Origin of the sequence: Filibacter tadaridae (assembly GCF_900609045.1) — a bacterium.
Lineage (GTDB): Bacteria > Bacillota > Bacilli > Bacillales_A > Planococcaceae > Sporosarcina > Sporosarcina tadaridae.
This window is the reverse complement of record NZ_UXAV01000017.1, coordinates 90178-114242: the sequence shown is the minus strand read 5'-3', so window position 1 is coordinate 114242 and position 24065 is coordinate 90178. Positions and strand designations below refer to the sequence as shown.

The following is a 24065-nucleotide window of genomic DNA, read 5'->3' as shown; positions in this document are numbered from 1 at the left end:
ACCTCCATTATCATAACAAAAACAGACAGTGTTTACCACTGCCTGTTTTGTCAGTTTACAAATAGCGCATTGACTGCATCGCGCACTTCATAAATATCGAAAGGCTTCGTAAAATATTTCACTGCACCCAGTTTCAATGCGTCTTCAGTCAGTTCAATTTCGCCATATGCCGTCATCATGATAACTGGCAAATCAGGCCAATTCTTTTTCAGGCTTTTTAATACTTCAATACCATCAATACCGGGCATTTTCATATCCAGTAATACACAGCCCGGTACTTCATCTTGAACGGCCTCAAGTGCTTCCGCCCCATTGGCTGCAAGTCGAGTCACAAACCCTTCTTTCTTAAACACTTCGTCAAGCAGAAGTCGGATGCCTGATTGGTCATCTACGATTAACAGTTTTCTCATTCACATGCCCTCTTTCCCCTTTAAGCTCATTTATACCTTATTTGACAATAAAGTTGTAAAACCCTTTATTTTGAATGAAAAAGTTTCTTAGATTCTATTTATTCCACTTTTTTACTAATGTGTATGATGAGATAAAGAAATCCCCTCAACAACGCTCGGCGCTTGGGGATGTCTCCCGCAATAAGCCAGACAAAGGACCGCTGTCAGTCTTATTGCTTCAGCTACCCCAGTTAGGCGCCTTCGCTGGAGATTACATAGAATCGTTCATTCAACATTGATAGGACTAAAAATGATAAAATAATAGAAACAGATACTAGATAGGAGGTGATTTTCCGTGAAAATGTTAACCACACAAATCGGGGGGCTTCTGCAGCGAATTGTTGCGAATGAAGACAGTATGATTGAAGAGACTGCGCGACTCTTGGCTCAAGCGACAATCGGTGAAGGTCGTGTGATTTTTGCGGGCTTTAATGGATTAGACGCGGTAACTGAAAATGCGTTACAGGGTGCTGAACAATTTTGCGGCGCAGTCCGTTATAGGGTTGGAATGGAAATTAGTTCAGCAGATCGCGTATGGATATTGACTCGTTTTGCGACAGATTCAGATGCACTTGAACTCGCGCACGTTCTTGCGAGTCGGTTCATCCCATTTGCAACGCTTGCGGCGGATAAACCCGGTGAGGATAACGAACTCGCTACTCTTTCTTATACATATATTTCCACTGGCCTGATGAAAGGGCTATTGCCGGATGAAGATGGCGGTCGTATCGTGCAACCGCATGCGCTTGCCGCTCTGTTCGTTTATGAAGCATTGAAGATGGAGTATGATGATATGGTGAAGGATGACTGATGGGGTTTCGAGGAATGAGCTGTTTGGATGAGGGGATACCTTCTTCTGGACGGCTTTTTTGTTGGTTAGTTCTAGTGGGCGGGGCACTTCTTTGAGCGCGTAACTGGATGCTTTGAGCGCGCGGGGCACTTCTTTAAGCGCGTAACTGGGTGCTTTGAGCGCGCGGGGCACTTCTTTGAGCGCGATATTGGATGCTTTGAGCGCGCGGGGCACTTCTTTGAGCGCGTAACTGGATGCTTTGAGCGCGCGGGGCACTTCTTTGAGCGCGTAACTGGATGCTTTGAGCGCGCGGGGCACTTCTTTGAGCGCGTAACTGGGTGCTTTGAGCGCGTGGGGCACCTCTTTGAGCGCGTAACTGGATGCTTTGAGCGCGCGGGGCGATGGATTGAGCGCGAACATGAAAAAAACTGCAGAATTCCATTCCTTCGAATGGGATTCTGCAGTTTGTATGCAAATTATTTCTTTTGATTGTCGATTGATGCGCGGATGAATTCACGGATCAAAGGTTGTGGACGTGTTGGGCGTGAAGCGAATTCGGCATGGAATTGGCAGCCGATGAAGTATGGATGATCTTTCAGTTCCATGATTTCAACGAGTTGGTCGTCAGGGCTGATTCCTGAACTGACGAATCCTGCTTCTTCGAATTGCTCACGGTAGGCATTATTAAATTCAAAGCGGTGACGGTGACGTTCGTAAACCAATTCTTCGCCGTAAGCCTCTTTTGTTTTTGTACCATCTTTTAATTTACAAGGGTATAGGCCAAGTCGGAAGTAGTCGTCATGATCGCAGCTTCCGTCACTGTCAGGATGGTTTTCGATGATTTTGTCTTCTGTTTCTTTGTCGAATTCGGCAGAGTTTGCGTTTTTCAAGCCGAGTACATTGCGTGCAAATTCAACAGCTGCCAATTGCATTCCAAGACCAATTCCGAAAAAAGGAACGCGGTTTGTACGTGCGTATGTGATTGCTTCGATTTTCCCGTCGACTCCGCGATCTCCGAAACCAGCTGGTACTACGATGCCGTCTACGTCCGCTAATAGTTCAGCAACGTTTTGTGCAGTTACTTCTTCGGCATTGATCCATTTCAAATCGATTTCCGCATCGAAACCGTAACCCGCGTGGCGAAGGGATTCGACTGCTGAAATGTAAGCGTCCGGCAACTCGACATATTTTCCGACAAGAGCAATACGAACGGATGTCGAAAGTGATTTCACTAGGTTTACAAGTTCTTTCACTTCTGTCAAATCTGGTTCTGCCGTTTCAAGCTCTAGGAAATCCACTACAATCTTGTCCATGTTTTGCTCATTCAAACGTAAAGGAACTTCATATAACGTTTCTGCATCAAGTGCTTCGATTACTTCAGTCGGCTTAATGTTGCAGAACAATGCGATTTTGTCTTTCATTTCTTGCGGAACTGAGTATTCACTACGGACAACAATCATATTTGGTTGAATGCCGAGGCTTCGCAATTCTTTAACGCTATGCTGTGTCGGCTTCGTTTTCAGCTCGCCAGCCGCCGCTAGGTACGGAATAAGTGTGTTATGGATATACATGACATCATTTTTTCCATGGTCCGCTTTCATTTGACGGAGCGCTTCTAAGTATGGAAGAGATTCGATGTCGCCTACACTGCCGCCGATTTCTGTTATGACAACGTCAGCATGTGTTTCTTTACCGGCACGTTCGATGAGGTTTTTGATTTCATTTGTAATATGTGGGATGACTTGGACGGTTGCGCCTTTGTATTCACCACGTCGTTCTTTATTCAATACGGAAGAGTATACTTTCCCCATCGTGACGTTAGAAAACTTGTTCAATTTGATGTCGATGAAACGTTCATAGTGACCAAGGTCAAGATCTGTTTCCGCACCATCTTCAGTTACAAATACTTCACCATGTTGGAGAGGGCTCATCATTCTTGGATCGACGTTAATGTATGGGTCGAATTTTTGGATAGTCACTTGAAGCCCGCGACTTTTCAACAGACGTCCAAGTGATGCCGCATTGATTCCTTTACCGAGTGATGAAACGACTCCACCTGTTACGAAAATATACTTTGTCATATTTTTCTCCTCCGTCATCTTTTTAGTTAGAAGCTGAAAAAATCAAAAAGCGCCCCATCTGTAGTCTCTGCTACAGGAGGAGCGCATATGCATTGTTTCATTTTGTCCTTTTTAAGGGCCCAGTAAAATCTTATAGCGGCAAGCCGACGATGTCAAGAGATTATTCCTCTTCCTCTTCTTCTTCGTCGTCCTCATCTTCTTCATCGATTTCCAACTCTTCGTCATCAGGGATAATTTCAAGTTCGTCATCAGGTTCAATAAGATCCGCTTCGATTTCTACGACTTCATCTTCGTCGTCGTCATCATCATCTTCGTCATCTTCGTCATCAACCAATTCATCGAAGTCCTCATCGAACAATTCATCCTCGTCCTCATCGTCTTCTTCGATATCCTCATCTTCAAGTTCATCTTTCTTTTTCTTTTTCTTTTTGCGAACTTTTACAACAGGAGCCGTTTCGACTTCGATTTGGTCAACCGGGTACCACTCGCGCAAGCCCCAGCGGTTATCATTGATAGCAAGGAATCTTCCATCGATATTCATATCTGTATAGAATTGTTGCATCTTTTGTTTCATTTGTTTTTCTGTGATACCGTTCAACTTACGGATTGCATCCATTAGCTGTATTAATGTAAGTGGTTGACGCGTTTCATTCAAAACCTCAAAGGCAATATTAATAAGGGATTCTTCTTTTAGTTGGTCTTTTGTCATTTCATGGATATTCAATTGACATTCGTCCTTTCTCTAAACACAAGCATACCTACCATTATAAACAGTATTGTCCCGATTATGCTACATTCTTTTACTCTTTTTGAAGTGTTTCAGTTCTTTCATGGAAATAAAACCCAGATAGAGTGCAGCAAGTAAAAATGGAACGGCTCCGAAACCTTTATCGTATAACAAAATAGTGAGGATAACAAGGACCACGATAATGAAAATATGTTGATGTAATTTCATGGCAACGCCTCTTTCGGATTGTAGTTGCACTTACTTTTGAACCTTCTTATATAGTATTCATTGTCCCATAGCAGAATGTAAAAATCCACAAGGAACCTACGCCCTTGTGGATTTTTCTAATCAAAACTATTCTTACATATTCCGTCTATATTGCCCGCCGACTTCATAAAGTGCGTTGGTGATTTGACCTAGGCTTGCAACTTTTACAGATTCCATAAGCTCCGCAAATATATTGCCGCCTGAAACAGCTACTTCCTTCAGCTTTTTCAGCGCATCTGCCGTTTGTTCCTCATGTGTCCGTTGGAATGCTCGTAAGTTGGTGATTTGTGTTTCTTTCTCTTCTTTTGTTGCACGTGCGAGTTCCATATTATCGATGTCATCTGTGGATGGCGGATTTGGATTCAAATACGTGTTCACGCCGATGATCGGTAACTCGCCTGTATGTTTTTTCATCTCGTAATGCATCGATTCTTCTTGAATTTTGCCGCGTTGGTATTGTGTTTCCATTGAACCAAGTACGCCGCCGCGGTCGTTAAGGCGATCGAATTCCGTCAATACAGATTCTTCGACAAGATCCGTCAGTTCTTCGATGATGAATGCACCTTGAAGCGGGTTTTCATTTTTCGCAAGGCCTAGTTCTTTTGTGATAATCATTTGGATGGCCATTGCGCGACGGACCGATTCTTCCGTCGGTGTTGTGATTGCTTCGTCGTATGCGTTTGTATGAAGCGAGTTACAGTTATCTTGAAGTGCCATAAGTGCTTGAAGCGTTGTACGGATATCATTGAAATCGATTTCCTGCGCGTGCAAGCTACGTCCAGATGTTTGGACATGGTACTTCAATTTCTGGCTACGTTCATTGGCACCGTATTTCTCACGCATTGTCACGGCCCAGATACGACGTGCGACACGGCCGATAACAGTGTACTCGGGGTCAAGACCATTTGAGAAGAAGAATGACAGATTTGGTGCAAAGTCATTAATATCCATGCCACGGCTCAAATAATACTCAACGTATGTGAAACCGTTTGCCAGTGTAAATGCCAGTTGTGATATCGGATTTGCGCCCGCTTCCGCGATGTGATAGCCCGAAATCGAAACCGAGTAGTAATTCCGTACTTTTTGGTCGATGAAATATTGCTGGATATCCCCCATCATGCGGAGTGCAAATTCTGTCGAGAAAATACATGTATTCTGCCCCTGGTCTTCTTTCAAGATATCCGCTTGCACAGTTCCACGTACAACTTGGAGAGTTGCTTCGCGCATTTCAGTAAATTCTTCAACCGTCAGTGTGCGCCCGATTTCTTCCTCTTTGCGACGCACTTGCTGATCCACTGCCGTATTCATGAACATGGCAAGAATAATCGGTGCGGGACCATTGATGGTCATTGACACGGAGGTTGCAGGTGCGCATAGGTCGAAACCTGCATACAATTTCTTCATGTCTTCGAGTGTGCAGATGCTTACACCGGATTCTCCGACTTTTCCGTAGATATCAGGACGTTCATCAGGATCTTCACCGTATAACGTTACGGAGTCGAATGCTGTCGATAGGCGTTTTGCGTCATCGTCTTTCGATAAGTAATGGAAACGTCGATTTGTCCGTTCGGGCGTTCCTTCGCCTGCGAATTGGCGTTTTGGATCTTCGCCTTCACGTTTGAACGGGAACACGCCCGCTGTATACGGATACGAACCAGGCACGTTTTCCTTGTAGACCCAGCGAAGGATTTCCCCGTAATCTTTGAATTTAGGCAGCGCCACTTTCGGTATCTTCAATCCGGATAGGCTTGTTGTTGTTAAAATTGTCCGCAATTCCTTGTCGCGTACTTTCGTAACGAATTCGTCACCGGCATAGGCTTCTTTTAGCTGTTCCCAGTTTGCCAGTATCCGTTTTGATTCGGCGGAAAGTTCGTCGCGAACGCCGTCAGCAAGTGATTGAAGTGAAGACGTAAGTGCATCATTAGGTGATTTTTCATTGACAACTTCGATTGCGCCTTCCAGCTGGAACAAACGGCGTGCGAAGTCGACTTGTTGGCCGGACTTTTTATGGTAATCACGCACTGTACCTGCGATTTCGCGTAAGTAGTGGTGACGTTCGTTTGGAATGATGACATTCTGTTTTTGCGTTTTTACGAATTGTGCATATGACGTTTCCCAGTCGAGTCCGCATTTTTCATTCAACACAGTGACGAGGGCTGCGAAAAGCGAATTCGTCCCTTTGTCGTTGAACTGGCTTGCAATCGTGCCGTAAACAGGCATCGTGTCCAGTTCCTTGTCGAATAAAAGATGACTACGCTGATACTGCTTTTGGACCTGGCGAAGCGCATCTTCTGATCCTTTACGCTCAAATTTGTTAATGACGATAAGGTCTGCAAAGTCGATCATATCGATTTTCTCGAGTTGTGTAGGCGCTCCGAATTCGCTTGTCATAACATACATAGATGCATCGGATACTTCGGTGATTTGGGCATCCCCTTGGCCAATCCCGCTTGTTTCGACAATAATCAGGTCAAAACCAGCTGTTTTCACGATATCGAGCACGTCTCTAAGTGCTCCTGACAGTTCTGTCCGCGATCCGCGTGTTGCGAGGCTGCGCATGAAGACGCGGTTATTGAAGATGGCATTCATACGAATTCGGTCGCCAAGAAGTGCGCCACCCGTTTTTTGTTTTGTGGGGTCAATGGAGATGATTGCCACTTTTTTGTCCGATAAATCGTGCAGGAATCTCCGAATTAATTCGTCAGTCAGAGAACTTTTCCCTGCCCCACCTGTACCCGTAATTCCTAGGACTGGCGTATTTTTGGAAAGTGAACGGGCTTTTTCGATTAAACGATTTGCTTCCGCATCGTTTTGGTCGTACATTTCTTCTGCATACGAAATAAGGTTTGCGAGCACTTCCGGTTTGTCCGTACTCACTTGGTCAAGATAATTAATTTCGTTATCCACTGCAGTAAGGAAATCACATTCTTCCAGCATGCGGTTGATCATGCCTTGAAGGCCCATTTTGCGGCCATCTTCCGGTGAGAAGATCCATGATACGCCGTAGTCATGCAGTTCTTTTATTTCTTTCGGAATGATGACTCCTCCGCCTCCGCCGTAAATGCGGATCTGTGGCGCACCTTTTTCCTCAAGAAGGTCGTACATGTATTTAAAGTATTCAACGTGACCGCCTTGGTAAGACGAAATCGCGATACCTTGGACGTCTTCCTGGATTGCCGCATTGACTACTTCTTCAACAGAACGATTGTGTCCTAGATGAATGACTTCTGCTCCGCTAGCTTGTAAAATGCGGCGCATGATATTGATGGATGCATCGTGCCCATCGAATAGACTTGATGCAGTGACAAATCGGATGTGATTCTTCGGTTCGTAAATTTCGACTGTTGCCATATATGGAACACCCCTTTTGCTTTAATAAACGTTCATATTTGAAATCTATACTGCTTATGATTTCGACGGTTCCCCTTGCAGCCCTTTGAAAAGCTGCGCCGTCTGAATATCAATGTATTCTTCGATTGTATACGTTTTATGCAATGCCCATCTGCGGAACGCCCACATCTGTCCTTGAACGACGACGTGGTGCGCTGCGATGCCGACTTCTTCATCAGCGATATGCAATTCTCCCGATTGCACACATGACTGAATTAGATTTTCGAATAAGGCTACCATTTCCATCTCTTTTGTTAAAACGTATTGCAATGCGTCTTTCGGCAATGACTTCGATTCCTGATACATAACGACGAATTCATCTGACATGTTGTCAATTAAGTTGAAGTACTGCTTGATGGCTGCTTTGAGCCCTTCGATTGTACCGTCTTGGATAGCGAGTGCGGAAAGACGCGTATTCACTTCGTTGTAAATGCTGTCACAGACTAGGTAAAGTACATCTTCCTTCGTCCGGATGTATTCGTAAAGCGTTCCGATGCTGAAACCCGCCGCTTTCGCAATTTCACGGGTCGTCGCACGATGGAACCCTTTTTCTTTGAACAGCTTCACCGCCCCCCGGATCATCTGTTCACGTCGTTTTTCGATAAGACTTTCATCTTTTATAGACGATTTCACTTCACGTTTTGTATCCATTCAAGTTCCCCCGATCATTTTGTTAACATGCGGGAGATAACGAGACGTTGGACTTCTTGCGTTCCTTCGTAGATTTGTGTGATTTTCGCATCGCGCATGAAGCGTTCAACAGGATAGTCTTTCGTGTAACCGTAGCCTCCGAATACTTGAACCGCCTCTGTTGTTGTTTTCATTGCTGTATCGCCGGCCATCAGTTTCGCCATTGCGGATTCTTTTCCGTAAGGCAAGTTGTTCGACTCAAGCCATGCCGCTTGGTATGTAAGAAGTCGTGACGCCTCGATTGATGTAGCCATATCCGCTAGTTTGAAGCCGACACCTTGGTTGACTGCGATTGGTTTGCCGAACTGAACGCGCTCTTTTGCATAGCCGACTGCCGCATCAAGTGCACCTTGAGCGATACCGACTGCTTGCGCCGCGATGCCGTTTCGTCCGCCGTCGAGTGTTTTCATAGCAATGATGAAACCTTGGCCTTCTTCACCAAGTAGGTTTTCTTTTGGTACACGGCAGTTGTCGAAAATGATTTCAGTAGTAGGTGATGAACGGATGCCGAGTTTCCGCTCTTTTTTACCGACCGAGAAGCCTGGGAAGTCTTTTTCGATGATGAATGCACTAGTTCCTTTATGTTTTGACTCGGGATCTGTTACTGCGAAAACGACGTATGTATCTGCGATGCCACCGTTTGTAATGAAGATTTTCGAGCCATTCAAAATGTAGTCGTCGCCGTCGCGTTTTGCGCTCGTACGCATGGATCCTGCATCAGATCCTGCACTTGGTTCAGTTAGGCCGTATGCACCAATTTTCGTTCCTTCTGCCATTGGACGAAGGTATTTCTGTTTCTGTTCTTCTGTTCCGAATTTGAAGATTGGCCATCCGCCTAGTGATGTATGTGCTGAAAGTGTGACGCCCGTTGATGCGCATACACGTGAAAGTTCTTCTACTGCGATAACGTATGCAAGGTAGTCACTGCCGATGCCGCCGTATTCTTCAGGCCATGGAATACCTGTTAGGCCGAGTTCGCCCATTTTTTTGAAGATGTCCATGTCGAATCGTTCTTCTTCGTCTCGTTCTGCAGCTGATGGTGCTACTTCTTTTTCTGCGAAGTCGCGTACCATTTTGCGGATCATTTCGTGTTCTTCTGATAGTTTGAAGTTCATTTGGTTTCCCACCTTGTTTTTAGTTGTATGTAGCTTGAGAGCAGGTATAGATTTCCTACTTTAGACCGCTTCGTCGCAGGGGATGCCTCTCGCAATAAGCCTAGAGGTGGTGCGTTTCTTGTCTTATTGCTTCGGCTACCCCGTTTGACTCCTACACTGGTGTTTCTTGGGCAGGGGAGTGCGAACACCCGGTGCATTTACTTCGTCAAATGTTTTGAAATGACGATGCGTTGGATTTCGCTTGTTCCTTCGTAAATCTGCGTTACTTTGGCGTCGCGGAAATAGCGTTCGACTGGGTAGTCTTCTGTAAAGCCGTAGCCGCCGAATACTTGGATGGCTTCGGTTGAACAGTCGACTGCGGTTTGGGAAGCGAATAGTTTCGCCATCGATGCTTCTTTTCCGCAAGGTAGGCCTTCCGACCGAAGCTGGGCAGCGCGGTAAACGAGTAACCGGGATGCTTCGACGGCTGTTGCCATGTCCGCAAGTTTAAAGCCGACGCCTTGTTGGGCTGCGATTGGTTTACCGAATTGCACACGTTGTTTCGCATAGTCTATCGCCGCTTCGAGTGCTGCTTCTGCAATACCGAGTGCTTGCGCTGCGATTCCGATACGACCGACATCTAGATTTGCCATGGCGATTTTGAATCCTTCGCCTTCAGCGCCGAGTCTATTTTCTATTGGTACTTTCATATCTTCGAAAGTTAGTTGGACAGTCCGCGAACCGTGAAGGCCCATTTTTTGTTCATCTTTTCCGATGATGAGACCCGGCGTGTTTTTATCGACAATGAATGCTGTGATGCCGTACGTTCCTTTTGCGGGTTCTGTGGAGGCAAAAACGATGTAAACGTCCGCTTCCCCACCATTTGTGATGAACATTTTTGAACCGTTGAGTACGTAGTGGTCCTCTTTTTTTACAGCACGTGTTTTCAATGACCCCGCGTCCGACCCTGCTGAGGATTCTGTTAGACAGAATGCACCAAGGTATTCGCCGCTTGCCATTTTCGTCAAGTAGCGGTTTTTCTGCTCTTCATTGCCAAAATACATGATTGGATTAGTACCGACCGATGTATGGACGGAAAGGATGACACCAACGACTGCGCTCACTTTGGATAGTTCGTGGATCGCCGTAATATAGGAGACGAAATCCATACCCGCTCCGCCACGTTCTTCAGGAACGGTGATGCCCATCAGTCCGAGTGCAGCCATTTTTTTCAACACTTCACGTGGAAATTCGCCCGCTTCCATTCTAGGAATGAAAGGCTCTATTTCCGTCTTCGCAAAGTTTTTAACCATGTCGCGCATCATCTGCTGTTCTTGGGTGAACTGTAAATCCATTGAGTTTGTGCTCCTTTAGTTAAGGGTTCAAAAAAGATGGCCTGTCGTTTTACATCCACCCGTTTTTTTGAACTTCCGATTAGTTGTAAACGTAGAAGCCACGACCTGACTTTTTACCGAGCCATCCTGCTTTTACATATTTTCTAAGCAATGGACATGGGCGGTATTTGGAGTCGCCGAATCCTTCATGTAAGGTTTCCATGATGTAGAGGCATGTGTCGAGTCCGATGAAATCTGCAAGTTGAAGCGGGCCCATTGGATGATTCATGCCGAGCCTCATGACTTCGTCGATTGCTTCTTCTTTTGCCACACCTTCATAAAGTGTGTAGATGGCTTCGTTGATCATCGGCATAAGAATGCGGTTTGCGACGAACCCCGGGAAGTCATTCACTTCGACGGGTACTTTCGCTAATTTGTTCGTCATGTCTTCTACTGCTTGGTAAACTTCATCTGCCGTTGCAAGACCGCGGATGATTTCAACGAGTTTCATGACGGGTACCGGATTCATGAAGTGCATACCGATTACTTTTTCGGGGCGATTGGTTGCTGCCGCGATTTCCGTAATGGGTAATGAAGATGTGTTGGATGCAAGAATTGTATGTGCAGGTGCAATTTTATCGAGTTGCCCGAAAATTGTACGCTTGATATCCATGTTTTCAACGGCTGCTTCGATAACTAGGTCGACGTCTGCTGCATCGTCTAGATCGAATGACTTAGTGATGCGACCGAGCGTTTTCGCTTTTTCATCTTCTGTCATGCGTCCTTTTTCTACGTTGCGGGACAAGTTTTTCGTAATGACTGCGAGCCCTTTTGCGTAAGATTCTTCTTTGATGTCATTTAATTTCACGTCGAAGCCGGCTTGTGCGCAAACTTGTGCGATTCCGCCGCCCATTTGTCCTGCACCGATGACCATGATTTTTTTTATGTCCATATGTTTATTCCCCCGTTACGTTTATGATTTTGCTACTTCTATCATAATTGCGTCGCCTTGGCCTCCACCCGAACAAATCGCCGCAATGCCGATTCCACCGCCACGGCGTTTAAGCTCGTATGCGAGTGTTAGGATGATGCGTGCCCCGCTTGCTCCGATTGGATGTCCAAGTGCGACCGCTCCACCATTGACGTTGACTTTTTCAGGGTCAATTTTTGCAATTTGTGAACTTGCGAGCGCTACTGCCGCGAACGCTTCGTTAATTTCAAACAGGTCGATTTCTTCGAGCGTTTTACCGGTCTCTTTCAAAATTTCGTTGATGACGAGTCCTGGTGTTTGCGGGAAGTTCTGCGGTTCAATGGCAACTTCCGCATGACCGATAATTGTCGCAAGTGGTGTTTTTCCTTCTTTCGCGGCACGCTCTTCATTCATCAAGACAAGTGCACATGCCCCGTCATTGACGCCCGGTGCGTTACCCGCCGTGATTGTACCGTCTTTACCGAAAGCCGGACGTAGTTTAGCGAGTGTTTCGAGTGATGTATCACGGCGCGGCGCTTCGTCAGTATCAACTTTTATGGGATCCCCTTTGCGTTGCTTGACGTCAACCGGGATTATTTCTTCTGCGAAAATCCCTGCGTCAATTGCTTGTAATGCGCGTTCATGGCTCCGTAACGACCATTCATCCTGCGTTTGTCGTGACAATGAAAATTCGTCTGCTGTTAAATTACCGTATGTACCCATATGGACGTGATCCGGTGAGAATGAACAAGAAAGCCCGTCGAACACCATGCCGTCGATAAGTTGTGTGTCCCCCATTTTTAATCCAAAGCGACCTTTTGGTAAATAGTAAGGTGCATTGGACATCGATTCCATGCCGCCCGCAACAATTACTTCTTCGTCTCCGAGGCGGATAAGTTGGTCGCCAAGTGTGACACTGCGCATGCCTGATGCACAAACTTTGTTGACGGTTTCCGTTTTCACGGACCATGGTATGCCCGCTTTCGTCGCGGCTTGTCTGGAAGGAATTTGGCCTTGACCTGCTTGCAGTACATTTCCGATGATGACTTCGTCGATTTCGTCTTCTTTGACACCTGAACGATTCAACGCTTCTTTAATAGCGATGCCGCCCAAATCACTTGCAGTCAACGACATTAATGCGCCGCCCAATTTTGCAAAAGGGGTCCGTGCTCCATCTATAATGACTGTTTTCGTCATTCCATTCGCCTCCAATACCATTTTTGATAGCGTTTTCATTTTCAATTAAGCAAAGCGACTGAACGCTCGCTCAACGGAAATGTGAAGAAAAAGGGAGTGTTTCCACTCCCATCATATGTCATCTACTATCTATCAGTATAGCGGACTTTCAAAATTGTCGCAACATACTTATTGTGAAATAGTTTTCGATTCTTCTTCTAAAACAGGTTTCCAGTCTTCACCGAAAATAGAACGTTCTAGTAGTTCGGCGATATCGTAAGTGCCAACTTTATCTTCAACTTCGACTGCTTTTGTACCATCTGACAACATTGTCAGGCAATACGGGCAACCAGATGAGATAATGCCGGGACTAACTTCAAGTGCTTGTTCCGTCCGAGCTACGTTAATGCGGTGGCCTGTATCTTCTTCCATCCACATAAGTCCTCCACCTGCACCACAGCACATTGCGTCTTGACGATTCCGTTTCATCTCCACAAGGTTGACGCCCGGAATGGTTTTCAAGATTTCACGTGGCGGGTCATAGACGTCGTTGTATCTTCCGAGATAACAAGAGTCATGGAAGACGACGGTTTCATCGATTGCATGTTCCGGTTTCAGTTTCCCTTGCACAACGAGATCATACAGCATTTCTGTGTGATGAATGACTTCTGCATTGAATCCGAAATCCGGGTATTCATTTTTAAAGATGTTGTAGGCATGCGGGTCAATCGTAACAATTTTTGTAACGTTATTTTTTTCGAACTCTTCGATGTTAGAGGTCGCCAGTTCTTGGAATAAAAACTCATTCCCTAGTCGACGCGGTGTATCTCCAGAGTTCTTCTCTTTATTCCCAAGAATGGCGAACTTGACGCCCGCTTCGTTCATAAGATGTGCAAATGAAAGGGCAATCTTTTGTGAACGACTATCGAATGCACCCATCGAGCCGACCCAAAAGAGGTACTCGAATTCTTCATCCGCTTTTTTCAATTCTTTTACCGTCGGAATATGAAGATCCGGACGTTCCTCGCGCCAGTTTTCTTTTTCTTTCCGGTTAAGGCCCCATGGATTTCCTTGACGTTCGATGTTCGTCATCGCGCGTTGTGCATCCGGGTCCATTTTCCCTTCCGTCATAACAAGATAACGGCGAAGGTCAATGATTTTGTCAACGTGTTCGTTCATGACCGGACATTGGTCTTCACAGTTACGGCATGTTGTGCACGCCCAAATTTCCTCTTCTGTAATGACGTCGCCGATTAGTGACGGGTTGTAGATGTCATCCATCGTCGCGCCTTCAAGTCCAGCAGCGAGTGCGATTTGGTTCCCTTTTGTGTTACCGAATGCCATCTTCGGTACCCACGGTTGTTGTTTAGTGACAAGCGCACCTGTATTTGTCAGGTTATCGCGTAGTTTCGTAATGAGGTCCATCGGTGACAGCATTTTGCCTGTCCCAGTTGCTGGACACATATTCGTACAACGTCCACATTCAACACATGCGTAAAAGTCGATCATTTGCAGTTGTGTGAAATCAGTGATTGTCCCTACACCAAGTGGCGGGATGTCTTCTTCATTTTCACTTTCAAGTGCTTCAAAATCGATTGGCTTCAGTCTGCCGGCATTATCAAGTCGATGGAAATAAACGTTTGCTGGTCCTGCGATCAAGTGGGCGTGTTTGCCTTGCGGTACATAGACAAGGAATGACAGCAAGCTCAGTAAGTGAATCCACCAAGCGATGAAGAATACCGTGACAACGGCTGCTGTCGGCATTGCACCGAACACCATCGAAATGACAGATGCAACAGGTTCAGTCCAAGTTGCTTCGTGTCCTTGCCAAATCATGTTCATACCGTTTGCGACAAGCGTTGAAAGCATAAGCGAGCCGATGAAAATAAGGACAAGACCTGATTTCCAGCCGCGTTTAAGACGAACAAGCTTCTCAACGTAACGACGGTGGAAAGCCCACACACATGCGACAAGAATCATGAATACGACAGTTTCTTGGAAGAATGTGAAATACGGGTAAACCGGACCAAGTGGTAAATGCGAGCCTGGTTTCAACCCTTTCCAGATTAAATCGATTGCCCCGAATTGAACGAGCAGGAATCCGTAAAAGAACATCACGTGGATGGCTCCACTCTTCTTATCTTTCAATAGTTTCTTTTGGCCGAATACGAAGACCCAAATTTTCCGGAGTCGTTCGCCTACATTGTTATCAAATTCTTCTTTCCGTCCAAGTTTGATCCATTGTGTTCTTGTTTTAAGTACATATGTGAACAATGCGAGCGCGTAAGCGACAACTGTTAAGAATAATACCCAGTTGGCTATTAATAGTGGCTCCATTCATTTTCTCCCCTTTCATTTGTTTAAACGTTATGAATAGTGTAGTTGAAAATAACTACTCTGTCGATACTCTATTCATAGTTTAAATTATGAATGAGCGTTCAGTCAATGATAAGTTTTGGTAGTTTTGAGTTTTCGGTGTGGGTGAGGGGGATTTTGGGGGGTGTGGGTGTGGTGTGATTGATCGCTTCGGCGGCATATTTGAGCGCGCGGGCCGGGCGATTGATCGCTTCGGCGGCATATTTGAGCGCGCGGTGCATGCGATTGATCGCTTCGGCGGCATATTTGAGCGCGCGGTGCATGCGATTGATCGCTTCGGCGGCATATTTGAGCGCGCGGTGCATGCGATTGATCGCTTCGATGGATTCTTTGAGCGCGCAGGCCAACCTAACTTCATTCCAAACAAAAAAACCTGCGGATGCAGGTTTTACTGATGGATTTGTAGTTCATTCAAAAGGGTGCCGAAATGCTTTATTGCTTGTTCAATTTGTGTCTTGGCAATTGCTAAGAGAACTACGGTTGACGGGCCTGCTGATTTGGTGGTGTCTAGTATCGTCTCGATTTGCGATTTGTGATTTCCTGTTATTGTGCGGACTTCTTCCAAGATGCCCCGCGAGCCAACCGGCCAGATTTGTTGGACGATTCCGTGTTGAATTGCTTTACGCAAAGTACTGACGGATGCGATTTCTCCCGTGCGGTTTTGTACTTCATTGCCAACGAGGGGTGTGCCGTATGTAAACCACTTACTTTTTCCCAAAGCTGGAGCCGCTGTCCGTTTGCCGATCATCGTGACGGCCATCGCGGATTGGAGAAGCTGCATATTTGTTTCCGTGCTGCCGCTGATTGAGGGCGTTGGAATGCCCGCCTCGTGAAATAAATCCTTGACACCCGCTTTGTACTCTTCCCAACTTTCGCTACCGCTGAAGTTATGGATAAGTATGGTGATGGGTTGGGCATTGGCAGCCCATTGTTCGAGTAGAGCGACGCGCGCGGCAAAATAAGCGGTGACGCGGTCGGGTACACGCACAATATCGGCTGCCTTTTCGCCGATTCCCCCCGAATTATCAGTGGTCACGATGAAATCGCCGCCGATATCGATTGCATTTCTCATCGCAGTTGACCCTTTCTAGTTGCAAATGCTTGTTGAATAACTGGCATGACAACTGCCGCAATAACCGCGTTTACGATTGTTGCCAGTAGTAAAAATGGCAATGAACCGATGAAAAATGCCGGTGAGATTAGGAAGTAGAATGGCAATGGCGCGAGCAATCCATTTGCTACTATGAAAAATACCCATTTCAACAAGTCATGCCCCGCCTTATGCAGACGGGCAAAAGCGATGACAATGACGAACATTTCAAGCGCGATAATTACATGCAAGGGTCCTAAGGGAAATCCCGCGTTCATGGCTGACGCTGCGTGTCCAAGCATGGCGGCAGTCCCTGCGAAAACAGGGGGCAGGAATGCGGCGGATACGAGCGCTGGAACTGTGTCGAGTGCGAGCGAACCGATGCCGGACGGGATTTTGATGAGTCCCCCTATGACGCATAACGCTGCGAACAGCGCTGTTAAAGTAAGTCGTTTGAGCTTCATGACTTAGTTATCCTTTTTCTTTTTTGTGTCTTCTGTACGGAATACTTTTGCGCTACGGACGTATTCGATGTCCTTTACTTGAAGGCGTGCGTTGACAATCCGCGCTGCAACGAAGAAGTAATCCGATAGTCTGTTTAAATACCGTTGGACAGTTGCAGGAACATCATCTTCCGCCTTCATAAGCGTCACCGTTTGCCGTTCTGCGCGTCTTGCGATAGTGCGTGCAATATGGAGTGACGCTGCCCCCGGTGAGCCGCCCGGTAGGATGAATCGCTCTAGCGGCGGTGCTTCTTCCATTAATGTATCGATACGTTGTTCAAGTACTTCGATTGGTTCATCGGTCAGTTTGTAGTGTCGCTCTTTCATGACGTTTGCAAGGTCATTTCCGCCGTCGAATAATTCGTGTTGAATCGCTTCCAAATCTGCAAGTATATCTGCGAAAGTCTTTGCGTCAAGTTCAATCATTGCTTTTCCTACAAACGAATTTAATTCGTCCATTGTGCCGTATGCTTCGACGCGCAAACTGTCTTTATCGACACGTCCACCGATCAAACCTGTTTTCCCCTTATCCCCTGTTCGCGTGTAAATTTTCATTGTTTTTCTCCCCTTTTCTTCACTGTTTGTGCGAGACCATACCAAATGCGCGTCACTTCATCCGCTTCGGCAATTAATCGTTGATAGAGCCGTCCGCAAGTGTCCCGCAACTTGCGCTGATCAGCATCCATCGGTACAATACCCCGTCCGATGTCGGTCAAAATGATGATAACGCTACGATCCTTTTGTACTCTCATGATATGCTCGATAGCTTGTTGTTCATCCAAATCCGTTTGCGCAAGCCAGTTTTCGAGGCCCGCGATGACGATTTTATGGTTGATGAAGGTATCCGTTTCAGGTAATTCGCCATCAAACCATGCCAGTTTTTCATGTGCAAATTTTGTTCTTACATAGTGCCGTTTGCCGTTGTGGGCACCGCCGATATAGATATGCATGCTTGTCCCTCCTTGAACGCCCGCTGATTTTCCCATTCAAGACGGTAACAGTATCCACGTGGAATCTTCCATGACCAAAACTCGTTTTGGATAGGTGAAAATTTCGTTAGAATGATGCGAATCGGACCGCCATGCGTCACGATAATTGCGTCTTTCGGTACCATTTTGAGTGCCGACATTACACGATTTTCGACTTCAACCAAGCTTTCCCCACCCCTTGGTGCATTTGCGTAAGGGTCGTCAATCCATTGCCGGTAATCTGTATCCTTTTCAAGGTCCGCATAGGTTTTCCCTTCAAATTCACCAAAATTGCATTCCCGGAAATTGCAATCCTCCTTGTACCTTTCATTCGGAAAATAAAGTGCGGCCGTCTGACGGGCCCTTAGTAAATCGCTTCCGCAAACAAATCGGGCAAGTGCCAGTGGATGGACCGCTTTAGCCGATTCCAAAATAGGTTCGTCGGTCCAGCCGATGTATTTCCGGTCTTCATTGCCTTGAGTCGGTAAGTGACGCACTAGATGAAGAACAAAACTGTCAGCCATAATACCGCCTCCATTCCTTCGATGAATGCCCCGCATAAGTCACCTGATACGCCGCCGAAATGACGGATCGACCATCGACGATAGATGTAAAGTGCAACTGCCAGAACGCCAAATAATGTTATCGGAATGAAAACACTTTCCACAATGAAACCGAGGATGACTAAAGCCAACACAGTTGTACTTAACGACAGAACGACGACGAATTTCATGTCCATCTTCTCTTTGAAGAAATGGGCAATCCCTTTGTCTTTAGCAAGTCCTACAGTTGTGAAATATACATTCATTCCAGCGCGTGCCAACAAAGGAATCATGATGAAGAATACGAGACTTGCCGTACCGCGCATCAGGATTTCATTCAACAAGGCAATTTTAACGATGAGCAACAAGACGAGAGCCATTGTGCCGAAAGCGCCGAGCCGCGGATCATCCAATATTTCCAGTCGCTTCGCTCGATCCTTGTAGGAAAAGAATGCATCCCCGGCGTCCGCCCAGCCGTCCAAGTGCAAGCCACCTGTCAGGAAAATTGCCGTTAAGACGACGAATACAGCCGCGAGCAATGTGCCGGTATGCAGATTGATCAACAGCAACACCGAGACGGCGTACATGACAAGACCGATTGCCGCGCCTACAAAAGGCAGTGCGACGTACATTGCCGTGACTTCTTTTCGACCAAGCGGTAATTCTTTCTTGACTGGAATGGCGGTGAAAAATTGAAGCGCCAGTAAAATACCGTTCATGTTACACCGCCTGGTTGTGCGATGATTCGCTTGACGAGCGGCCAATCCAGATTCACTTTCACATGCGCTGCCCATTCAGCATAGACATCGACGCCTGTGAGTGCTGGGATGACGGGGCGGTCCACGTCTTCTTCCTCAATGCCGTGATTCGCTTTGAATGGAATCACGCCCGCAACCGGTATTCCCGTGTAGGATTCGATGAAATCAATGCCGTCTTGAAATAGAGTTACGTCTCCGTGGAATTTATTGATAATAATCGCTTTAACGCGCGATCGATGTGCAGGTGGAAGAAGTTGCAAGGTGCCGACAATCGACGCAATAGCACCCCCGCGGTCGATGTCGGCGACCAATATAGCGGGTACATCCGCAATTTCCGCGACGCGCATATTGACGATTTCCCTATCATTGAGATTCACTTCCGCGGGGCTTCCGGCACCTTCAATAATGATGGTTTCATATGTTTCGCCAAGCTTAGCAAGTGCTAGATGGATGGCTTTGATGCCTTGTTCGAAAAATTGTTCCCGGTATGCTATCCCCCCGAGAAGACCGAGTTTTTTCCCGAAAATGAGCACTTCCGATTTCATATCCTGGCCCGGTTTCAGCAATATCGGATTCATGTAAATGGACGGAACGGTTCGAGCGGCATGTGCTTGGATGAATTGCGCGCGGCTCATTTCTTCACCGTTTTGCGTTATCGATGAAAAGCGGGACATGTTTTGCGATTTGAACGGCGTAACGCAAACGCCTTCGTCGGCTAATAGGCGGCATAACGCTGTAGCAATCAGTGTTTTCCCTGTATCGGATGCTGTGCCTAATACAATCAATCCATTCATGCAAGTACCTCCCGCTGTCCGTTTTTCCAATCCGTTGCCAGACCATAATCAATTTCAATTGCTTCGTCCGCCTGTGCTACAAGCTTTTGGTGTATGCGACCGATCCATTTACTGTACGTACGTGTTTCCATGTAGGTTGACGGTAATTCATCCAGCACTTCATTGGAAACGATGACTAGATGTGACGTTTTTGCGAGAATGTCATTAATTGTTTCATAGAGTTGTGCTTCTTTCTGTTCCATACAGCCTGGTTCGCTGATGCAAGGCGTTGCGGTTTCCCATCCGCTGTACAATTCATTTGCAAGCCATGTGGTCAAGCAATCCCATAAAACCAAATCACCTTGTTGAATGGATGGCACAACTCCCGCTAGTTCCACAGGTTGTTCAATCGTTGTACAATCGATTTCGGCACGGTCTTGTTTGTGCCTATCGATGCGTGCCTGCATTTCAGCATCCGTCGCTGTGCCCGATGCGATGTACACGAGGCGTCCTGCCACGTGGCTGGCTTCGTCAACAAGCATTTTTTCGGCGTACGCACTTTTTCCACTTCGCACACCGCCTATAATGACTGTCAGTTTTCCGCGAACCATATAGCCAACACCTCTTTCAATCGTGTCATCTCCGCTTCTTTCTTCATGCCGACGCGTAACCAGTGTCCATCCATTCCGAGGAAGTTTTCAGAGTGTCTGAGTACGATTCCCTGTTGCAATAAATCTTGGAACAGTTTACTTGCTTGCTGATGCGGTCCCGGCTTAAATGACAGGAAATTTGCAACGGAATCCGTCACTGTGCAGCCGTGTCGCCGTAGAAATTCAGTTAAACGTTGTCGTTCAACTGTACTTTGGTGAATGACTTGTTGCCGATACGTTTCTTCCCGCAAACAAACTGCCCCGATTTGTGCCGCGATTCCATTGACGTTCCAATGCGGCGCGCGGGCTTTAATGTCCATTATGATACTTGGGCTTGCAACGACATAGCCGAGTCGAATTCCAGGAATAGCGTACATTTTAGTCATGGACCGGACAACTGTGACATGTGGATAGTTTTCTACTTCGGGAATGAAAGACAGGGATTCATCCACAAAATCGATGAACGCTTCGTCAAATACACAGTCACAATCCACTTCTGCACCGCGACGGACAATCGTTTGTAATTGGTCCCGTGTCGGCAAGCGACCAGTGGGATTATTGGGCGTGCATAGATACAAAACGGATACTTCTTTCATTTTTTCCAAAATCGTTGCAAGCGGCAAGTCGAAGCCGTCCGTTTCCGATGCGATAATCTGGATGACTTCGACATTCTTCGCAGTCAATGTCGCTTCATACTCGGAAAATGTCGGGTGCACGATGAGCGCCTTTTTGCCTTGATAGCGTTCCGCGATAAGCGCGAGCAACTCCGCAGCCCCGTTCCCTGCGAATAAATACGGGGTAGAAACGCCGTGAAAATTTGCCGCTGCTGATAGGAAAGGTTCTCCGAACGGATCCGGGTAGGCAGACAGTTTCGAGAGCAGCGCGGGCCAGCTGTCGCTAACGGCTTGCGGTGGACCAGCTGGATTGACATTTTCACTAAAATCCAATAGGGTATCCGGCGGCTCGATACCGAGTTTCGCGTATACATGGTGTGGATTTGCTCCGTGATTAGGCAACTGCATAGATCATCATCCCAACTACAGCCATCATGATCCAAAAGACAATGGATACTGAATGCATTTGTGTGATAGCTGATTGAATATGCGCCGCAGTGAGTGGAACCGTGCCCGGACCTAGTTCCGGTCTATTGGAAACGACGCCACGATAGGTACTTTTTCCACCTAGTTTGACACCTAGTTGCCAGGCGGTAGCAGCTTCCAGGAATCCGCTATTCGGACTTGGATGGCGTCTGGAATCCTGGCTCCATCCCTTCAACCGCTTACCAAACGGTACCTTTCCTTCATTCGGCGTGTATAAAAGAATAAGTAGTCCTGTGATCCGTGCCGGAATGAAATTTAAGACGTCGTCCGCGCGTGCGGAAAAAGTACCGAACTTCTGAAAACGTTCGTCTTTATGACCAATCATTGAATCCAGCGTATTCACCGTTTTGTAGATCCATAAGCCTGGTGCGCCTAATAGAAACGCCCAAAAAAGAGGTGCTGTAATGCCGTCCGATGTGTTTTCGGAGACGGTTTCGATGACACCGCGTGTAATGTCGCTTTCTTTCAACTTTTCCGTATCACGACCGACAATCCATGACAGTTTAGTCCGTGCTTCCGGTAAATCCCCAGCAGCAAGCGGCTTATACACATCGAGTGCGGCACTCCGCAAACTTTTCTGTGCAAGTCCGATGGCGATCAGCACCCCTTCTACGAGGATACCTATTAGCGGACTGACAGTATACGCGATTCCTACGAGGGAAAAGACGATGATCGATACAATGACGACAGTTATGAAAAGAACGAATGCCCCTTTTAGTGTGCGGTTCCGTCCTTTATTCAACATGGTTGTGCATTTGGTTATGAACGCGCCAATCCATCGAACAGGATGCGGCCATTTCGGCGGATCTCCAATGATGCGGTCGAGAAGAAAACCGACGGCGATGGCGATGAAATGTGCAGGTATCAATTTGTCCACCCTTTCGCTTTCTTATAAGCTTGAATCGCCCGTACGGTGCAATCGTAAACGCCGTGGCCAATCCGTTTTCCAAGTTCAGTGATCGGGCCAGCGTACGGCAGATGCTCGCCTTGCTGAGTTGCGGCGACAAGCAAACTATCCGTTGAAGTCCCGGTTGCGATTGTGCCTGTAAGCGGGTCCAATACTTTTTCGGTCTGCAACGCTTTGGCTTTTGCTTCTGTCGCCGTGATCATCGCTTGAATGAAGGCTTCGTCGGGCAACTGTCCATTGACAATGACCCATGTATTGATGGTCCCGATGCGGTGTTCGCGGTCGCGTGTCAGTGCTTCAGATACATCGACCGCGTTACCGACACCTGCTGTTACGACGATAATGACACTGCCAAAATCCGCATGGTATTCTTCGACTTCCGCATGTTGCGTCGTGACTGCGGTCATCATGCCGACGGTGTCTGTGTCGTGGAACCCTTGCCCTTCAAGGTAGGACGCCATTTCTACTTTGACATCATCGCAATGGTAATCAGCATCGACATGGCGGTTGACGAATGTCCGGAACCAGCCCATCCCTGCATTATGTACGGCGGAAGAAAGTGTTTTAAGCGGTTTTTCTGAATGTAGCGCGACATAATCCGACGATATGCTAATATCCGCTTTCGTCACGCTGAACGGCTTCAGTTCTTCATCCGCGTCGGATAAAAGTGTGATTTGCGGCTTTGCGAGTTCAGGATGCGGTTGCGTCTTAACGCGTGCTTGGTAGACAGCGCGCACCGCCTCTTCTTTGACGACATCCAGCGGCAATCCGATGTTCGCAACTTCACCATTATTCATTAACAATAGGCGATCGCAATATAAAGAAGCGAGGTTGATGTCGTGAAATACCGAGATGACAGTGATTCCTTTGTCGACCGCCTGTTTGCGGATGGTATCGAGCAATTGCTGTTGGTGAGCGATGTCCAGGTGGTTCGTCGGTTCGTCGAGCAATAAAATCGGTGCTTCCTGTGCGAGTGCTTGTGCAACGAACACACGCTGTTGCTCGCCGCCTGATAGCAATTCGATATGTGTATCTTTGTAGCGGGTAATCGCCGTATGTTTTATAGCTTCTGTAACAGCACGTTCATCTTCGTTCGACCAAGAGGAAAAGAGGCCTGATTGGTACGGGTATCTGCCGAGCGAAACGGTTTCCAGAACCGTGTGGGAAAATGCATGTGCATGGAGTTGCGGCAAGACGGCCACTTTTCGCGCGAATTCTTTTTGACTGTAATTCGATGCGTCTTTACCATCGATGGTGACGGTCCCTTGCGTTTTGGGGAGAATCCCTGAAATGATCTTCAGAAGCGTTGACTTACCACTGCCATTCGGACCGAGGATGCCGAGCATTTCGCCTTTATTGACGTGAAATGAGACGGATTTCACTATATTCTTTTTGCCGTATCCGCCCGCTACGTTTTCGACATGCAACAT

The 24065-nt window shown here is 46.9% G+C and carries 24 protein-coding genes; 2 read left to right on the top strand and 22 right to left on the bottom strand.

The window, feature by feature from the left end; all coding sequences use genetic code 11:
* Positions 1-50: 50 nt before the first annotated feature.
* The gene (locus FILTAD_RS01760) at positions 51-410 is read right to left on the bottom strand and encodes a response regulator (RefSeq protein ID WP_124068783.1); all 360 of its coding nucleotides are present in this window, start codon (positions 408-410) and stop codon (positions 51-53) included.
* Positions 411-750: 340 nt separating this feature from the next.
* Here FILTAD_RS01760 and FILTAD_RS01755 point away from each other — a divergent pair, with 340 nt between their 5' ends.
* Complete coding sequence (locus FILTAD_RS01755) at positions 751-1260, top strand: DUF2529 family protein (protein ID WP_124068836.1); 510 nt, start codon at positions 751-753, stop codon at positions 1258-1260.
* A gap of 455 nt (positions 1261-1715) precedes the next feature.
* Here FILTAD_RS01755 and pyrG read toward each other — a convergent pair whose 3' ends face one another.
* The 10 genes from pyrG to FILTAD_RS01710 form a co-directional block, all read right to left on the bottom strand.
* Positions 1716-3320, bottom strand: a complete 1605-nt coding sequence (gene pyrG, locus FILTAD_RS01750) for a CTP synthase (protein WP_124068782.1) — start codon at positions 3318-3320, stop codon at positions 1716-1718.
* Positions 3321-3480: 160 nt separating this feature from the next.
* Positions 3481-4044 (bottom strand): DNA-directed RNA polymerase subunit delta, encoded by a 564-nt coding sequence (rpoE, locus tag FILTAD_RS01745; RefSeq protein ID WP_203229617.1) that lies wholly within the window; start codon positions 4042-4044, stop codon positions 3481-3483.
* Between the two features lie 66 nt (positions 4045-4110).
* Positions 4111-4275 carry a hypothetical protein gene (locus FILTAD_RS15735; protein ID WP_160117545.1) on the bottom strand — a complete coding sequence of 55 codons (165 nt, stop codon included), beginning with the start codon at positions 4273-4275 and terminating at the stop codon, positions 4111-4113.
* Between the two features lie 132 nt (positions 4276-4407).
* Entirely contained in the window at positions 4408-7665 is a 3258-nt protein-coding gene (gene icmF / locus FILTAD_RS01740; protein WP_124068781.1) for a fused isobutyryl-CoA mutase/GTPase IcmF, read from the bottom strand.
* Positions 7666-7719: 54 nt separating this feature from the next.
* Complete coding sequence (locus FILTAD_RS01735) at positions 7720-8355, bottom strand: TetR/AcrR family transcriptional regulator (protein ID WP_124068780.1); 636 nt, start codon at positions 8353-8355, stop codon at positions 7720-7722.
* 14 nt (positions 8356-8369) lie between these two features.
* Positions 8370-9509: an acyl-CoA dehydrogenase gene (locus FILTAD_RS01730; RefSeq protein ID WP_124068779.1), complete on the bottom strand. Its 1140-nt coding sequence runs from the start codon at positions 9507-9509 to the stop codon at positions 8370-8372.
* Positions 9510-9706: 197 nt separating this feature from the next.
* Positions 9707-10843, bottom strand: coding sequence for an acyl-CoA dehydrogenase (locus tag FILTAD_RS01725; RefSeq protein ID WP_124068778.1), 1137 nt, complete (start codon positions 10841-10843; stop codon positions 9707-9709).
* A 79-nt stretch (positions 10844-10922) separates the two neighbouring features.
* Entirely contained in the window at positions 10923-11774 is an 852-nt protein-coding gene (locus FILTAD_RS01720; protein ID WP_124068777.1) for a 3-hydroxybutyryl-CoA dehydrogenase, read from the bottom strand.
* 21 nt (positions 11775-11795) lie between these two features.
* Positions 11796-12989 carry an acetyl-CoA C-acetyltransferase gene (locus tag FILTAD_RS01715; protein ID WP_124068776.1) on the bottom strand — a complete coding sequence of 398 codons (1194 nt, stop codon included), beginning with the start codon at positions 12987-12989 and terminating at the stop codon, positions 11796-11798.
* 168 nt (positions 12990-13157) lie between these two features.
* Positions 13158-15305 (bottom strand): (Fe-S)-binding protein, encoded by a 2148-nt coding sequence (locus FILTAD_RS01710; RefSeq protein ID WP_124068775.1) that lies wholly within the window; start codon positions 15303-15305, stop codon positions 13158-13160.
* A 140-nt stretch (positions 15306-15445) separates the two neighbouring features.
* Between FILTAD_RS01710 and FILTAD_RS01705 the strand changes: the two genes are divergently transcribed.
* Positions 15446-15739: a hypothetical protein gene (locus tag FILTAD_RS01705; protein WP_124068774.1), complete on the top strand. Its 294-nt coding sequence runs from the start codon at positions 15446-15448 to the stop codon at positions 15737-15739.
* Here the strand turns inward: FILTAD_RS01705 and FILTAD_RS01700 are convergent.
* From FILTAD_RS01700 to FILTAD_RS01650, 11 genes are read right to left on the bottom strand one after another with little or no spacing between them, the layout of a single operon-like run.
* Positions 15733-16416, bottom strand: coding sequence for a hypothetical protein (locus tag FILTAD_RS01700; protein ID WP_124068773.1), 684 nt, complete (start codon positions 16414-16416; stop codon positions 15733-15735). The genes FILTAD_RS01705 and FILTAD_RS01700 overlap by 7 nt on opposite strands.
* Positions 16413-16898 carry an ECF transporter S component gene (locus FILTAD_RS01695; protein ID WP_124068772.1) on the bottom strand — a complete coding sequence of 162 codons (486 nt, stop codon included), beginning with the start codon at positions 16896-16898 and terminating at the stop codon, positions 16413-16415. Before FILTAD_RS01695 ends, FILTAD_RS01700 begins: the two co-directional genes overlap by 4 nt.
* A 3-nt stretch (positions 16899-16901) precedes the next feature.
* Positions 16902-17492 (bottom strand): cob(I)yrinic acid a,c-diamide adenosyltransferase, encoded by a 591-nt coding sequence (locus FILTAD_RS01690; RefSeq protein ID WP_124068771.1) that lies wholly within the window; start codon positions 17490-17492, stop codon positions 16902-16904.
* Positions 17489-17887 carry a bifunctional adenosylcobinamide kinase/adenosylcobinamide-phosphate guanylyltransferase gene (locus FILTAD_RS01685; protein WP_124068770.1) on the bottom strand — a complete coding sequence of 133 codons (399 nt, stop codon included), beginning with the start codon at positions 17885-17887 and terminating at the stop codon, positions 17489-17491. Before FILTAD_RS01685 ends, FILTAD_RS01690 begins: the two co-directional genes overlap by 4 nt.
* Positions 17839-18429 (bottom strand): histidine phosphatase family protein, encoded by a 591-nt coding sequence (locus FILTAD_RS01680; protein WP_160117544.1) that lies wholly within the window; start codon positions 18427-18429, stop codon positions 17839-17841. Before FILTAD_RS01680 ends, FILTAD_RS01685 begins: the two co-directional genes overlap by 49 nt.
* Entirely contained in the window at positions 18402-19166 is a 765-nt protein-coding gene (cobS, locus tag FILTAD_RS01675; RefSeq protein WP_160117543.1) for an adenosylcobinamide-GDP ribazoletransferase, read from the bottom strand. The genes FILTAD_RS01680 and cobS overlap by 28 nt, the downstream gene beginning before the upstream one ends.
* Complete coding sequence (locus FILTAD_RS01670) at positions 19163-19999, bottom strand: cobyric acid synthase (RefSeq protein WP_124068767.1); 837 nt, start codon at positions 19997-19999, stop codon at positions 19163-19165. Before FILTAD_RS01670 ends, cobS begins: the two co-directional genes overlap by 4 nt.
* On the bottom strand, positions 19996-20589 hold the full coding sequence (locus FILTAD_RS01665; protein WP_124068766.1) for a bifunctional adenosylcobinamide kinase/adenosylcobinamide-phosphate guanylyltransferase: 594 nt from the start codon (positions 20587-20589) through the stop codon (positions 19996-19998). Before FILTAD_RS01665 ends, FILTAD_RS01670 begins: the two co-directional genes overlap by 4 nt.
* The gene (gene cobD, locus FILTAD_RS01660; protein ID WP_124068765.1) at positions 20571-21650 is read right to left on the bottom strand and encodes a threonine-phosphate decarboxylase CobD; all 1080 of its coding nucleotides are present in this window, start codon (positions 21648-21650) and stop codon (positions 20571-20573) included. The genes FILTAD_RS01665 and cobD overlap by 19 nt, the downstream gene beginning before the upstream one ends.
* Positions 21637-22593, bottom strand: coding sequence for an adenosylcobinamide-phosphate synthase CbiB (gene cbiB, locus FILTAD_RS01655; RefSeq protein ID WP_124068834.1), 957 nt, complete (start codon positions 22591-22593; stop codon positions 21637-21639). The genes cobD and cbiB overlap by 14 nt, the downstream gene beginning before the upstream one ends.
* Positions 22593-24065: an adenosylcobinamide amidohydrolase gene (locus tag FILTAD_RS01650; RefSeq protein WP_124068764.1), complete on the bottom strand. Its 1473-nt coding sequence runs from the start codon at positions 24063-24065 to the stop codon at positions 22593-22595. Before FILTAD_RS01650 ends, cbiB begins: the two co-directional genes overlap by 1 nt.

What these genes read in the sequence shown, in the direction of transcription:
- FILTAD_RS01720 (WP_124068777.1), bottom strand. Translation starts at nt 11,774, where the DNA reads ATGGACATAAAAAAAATCATGGTCATCGGTGCAGGACAAATGGGCGGC.
- FILTAD_RS01710 (WP_124068775.1), bottom strand. Translation starts at nt 15,305, where the DNA reads ATGGAGCCACTATTAATAGCCAACTGGGTATTATTCTTAACAGTTGTC.
- FILTAD_RS01690 (WP_124068771.1), bottom strand. Translation starts at nt 17,492, where the DNA reads ATGAAAATTTACACGCGAACAGGGGATAAGGGGAAAACAGGTTTGATC.
- FILTAD_RS01715 (WP_124068776.1), bottom strand. Translation starts at nt 12,989, where the DNA reads ATGACGAAAACAGTCATTATAGATGGAGCACGGACCCCTTTTGCAAAA.
- FILTAD_RS01755 (WP_124068836.1), top strand. Translation starts at nt 751, where the DNA reads ATGTTAACCACACAAATCGGGGGGCTTCTGCAGCGAATTGTTGCGAAT.
- FILTAD_RS01695 (WP_124068772.1), bottom strand. Translation starts at nt 16,898, where the DNA reads ATGAAGCTCAAACGACTTACTTTAACAGCGCTGTTCGCAGCGTTATGC.
- FILTAD_RS01685 (WP_124068770.1), bottom strand. Translation starts at nt 17,887, where the DNA reads ATGCATATCTATATCGGCGGTGCCCACAACGGCAAACGGCACTATGTA.
- FILTAD_RS01725 (WP_124068778.1), bottom strand. Translation starts at nt 10,843, where the DNA reads ATGGATTTACAGTTCACCCAAGAACAGCAGATGATGCGCGACATGGTT.
- FILTAD_RS01760 (WP_124068783.1), bottom strand. Translation starts at nt 410, where the DNA reads ATGAGAAAACTGTTAATCGTAGATGACCAATCAGGCATCCGACTTCTG.
- FILTAD_RS01735 (WP_124068780.1), bottom strand. Translation starts at nt 8,355, where the DNA reads ATGGATACAAAACGTGAAGTGAAATCGTCTATAAAAGATGAAAGTCTT.
- FILTAD_RS01650 (WP_124068764.1), bottom strand. Translation starts at nt 24,065, where the DNA reads ATGTTGCATGTCGAAAACGTAGCGGGCGGATACGGCAAAAAGAATATA.
- pyrG (WP_124068782.1), bottom strand. Translation starts at nt 3,320, where the DNA reads ATGACAAAGTATATTTTCGTAACAGGTGGAGTCGTTTCATCACTCGGT.
- FILTAD_RS01680 (WP_160117544.1), bottom strand. Translation starts at nt 18,429, where the DNA reads ATGGCTGACAGTTTTGTTCTTCATCTAGTGCGTCACTTACCGACTCAA.
- FILTAD_RS01670 (WP_124068767.1), bottom strand. Translation starts at nt 19,999, where the DNA reads ATGAATGGATTGATTGTATTAGGCACAGCATCCGATACAGGGAAAACA.
- FILTAD_RS01730 (WP_124068779.1), bottom strand. Translation starts at nt 9,509, where the DNA reads ATGAACTTCAAACTATCAGAAGAACACGAAATGATCCGCAAAATGGTA.
- FILTAD_RS15735 (WP_160117545.1), bottom strand. Translation starts at nt 4,275, where the DNA reads ATGAAATTACATCAACATATTTTCATTATCGTGGTCCTTGTTATCCTC.
- FILTAD_RS01665 (WP_124068766.1), bottom strand. Translation starts at nt 20,589, where the DNA reads ATGGTTCGCGGAAAACTGACAGTCATTATAGGCGGTGTGCGAAGTGGA.
- FILTAD_RS01700 (WP_124068773.1), bottom strand. Translation starts at nt 16,416, where the DNA reads ATGAGAAATGCAATCGATATCGGCGGCGATTTCATCGTGACCACTGAT.
- cobS (WP_160117543.1), bottom strand. Translation starts at nt 19,166, where the DNA reads ATGAACGGTATTTTACTGGCGCTTCAATTTTTCACCGCCATTCCAGTC.
- icmF (WP_124068781.1), bottom strand. Translation starts at nt 7,665, where the DNA reads ATGGCAACAGTCGAAATTTACGAACCGAAGAATCACATCCGATTTGTC.
- cobD (WP_124068765.1), bottom strand. Translation starts at nt 21,650, where the DNA reads ATGCAGTTGCCTAATCACGGAGCAAATCCACACCATGTATACGCGAAA.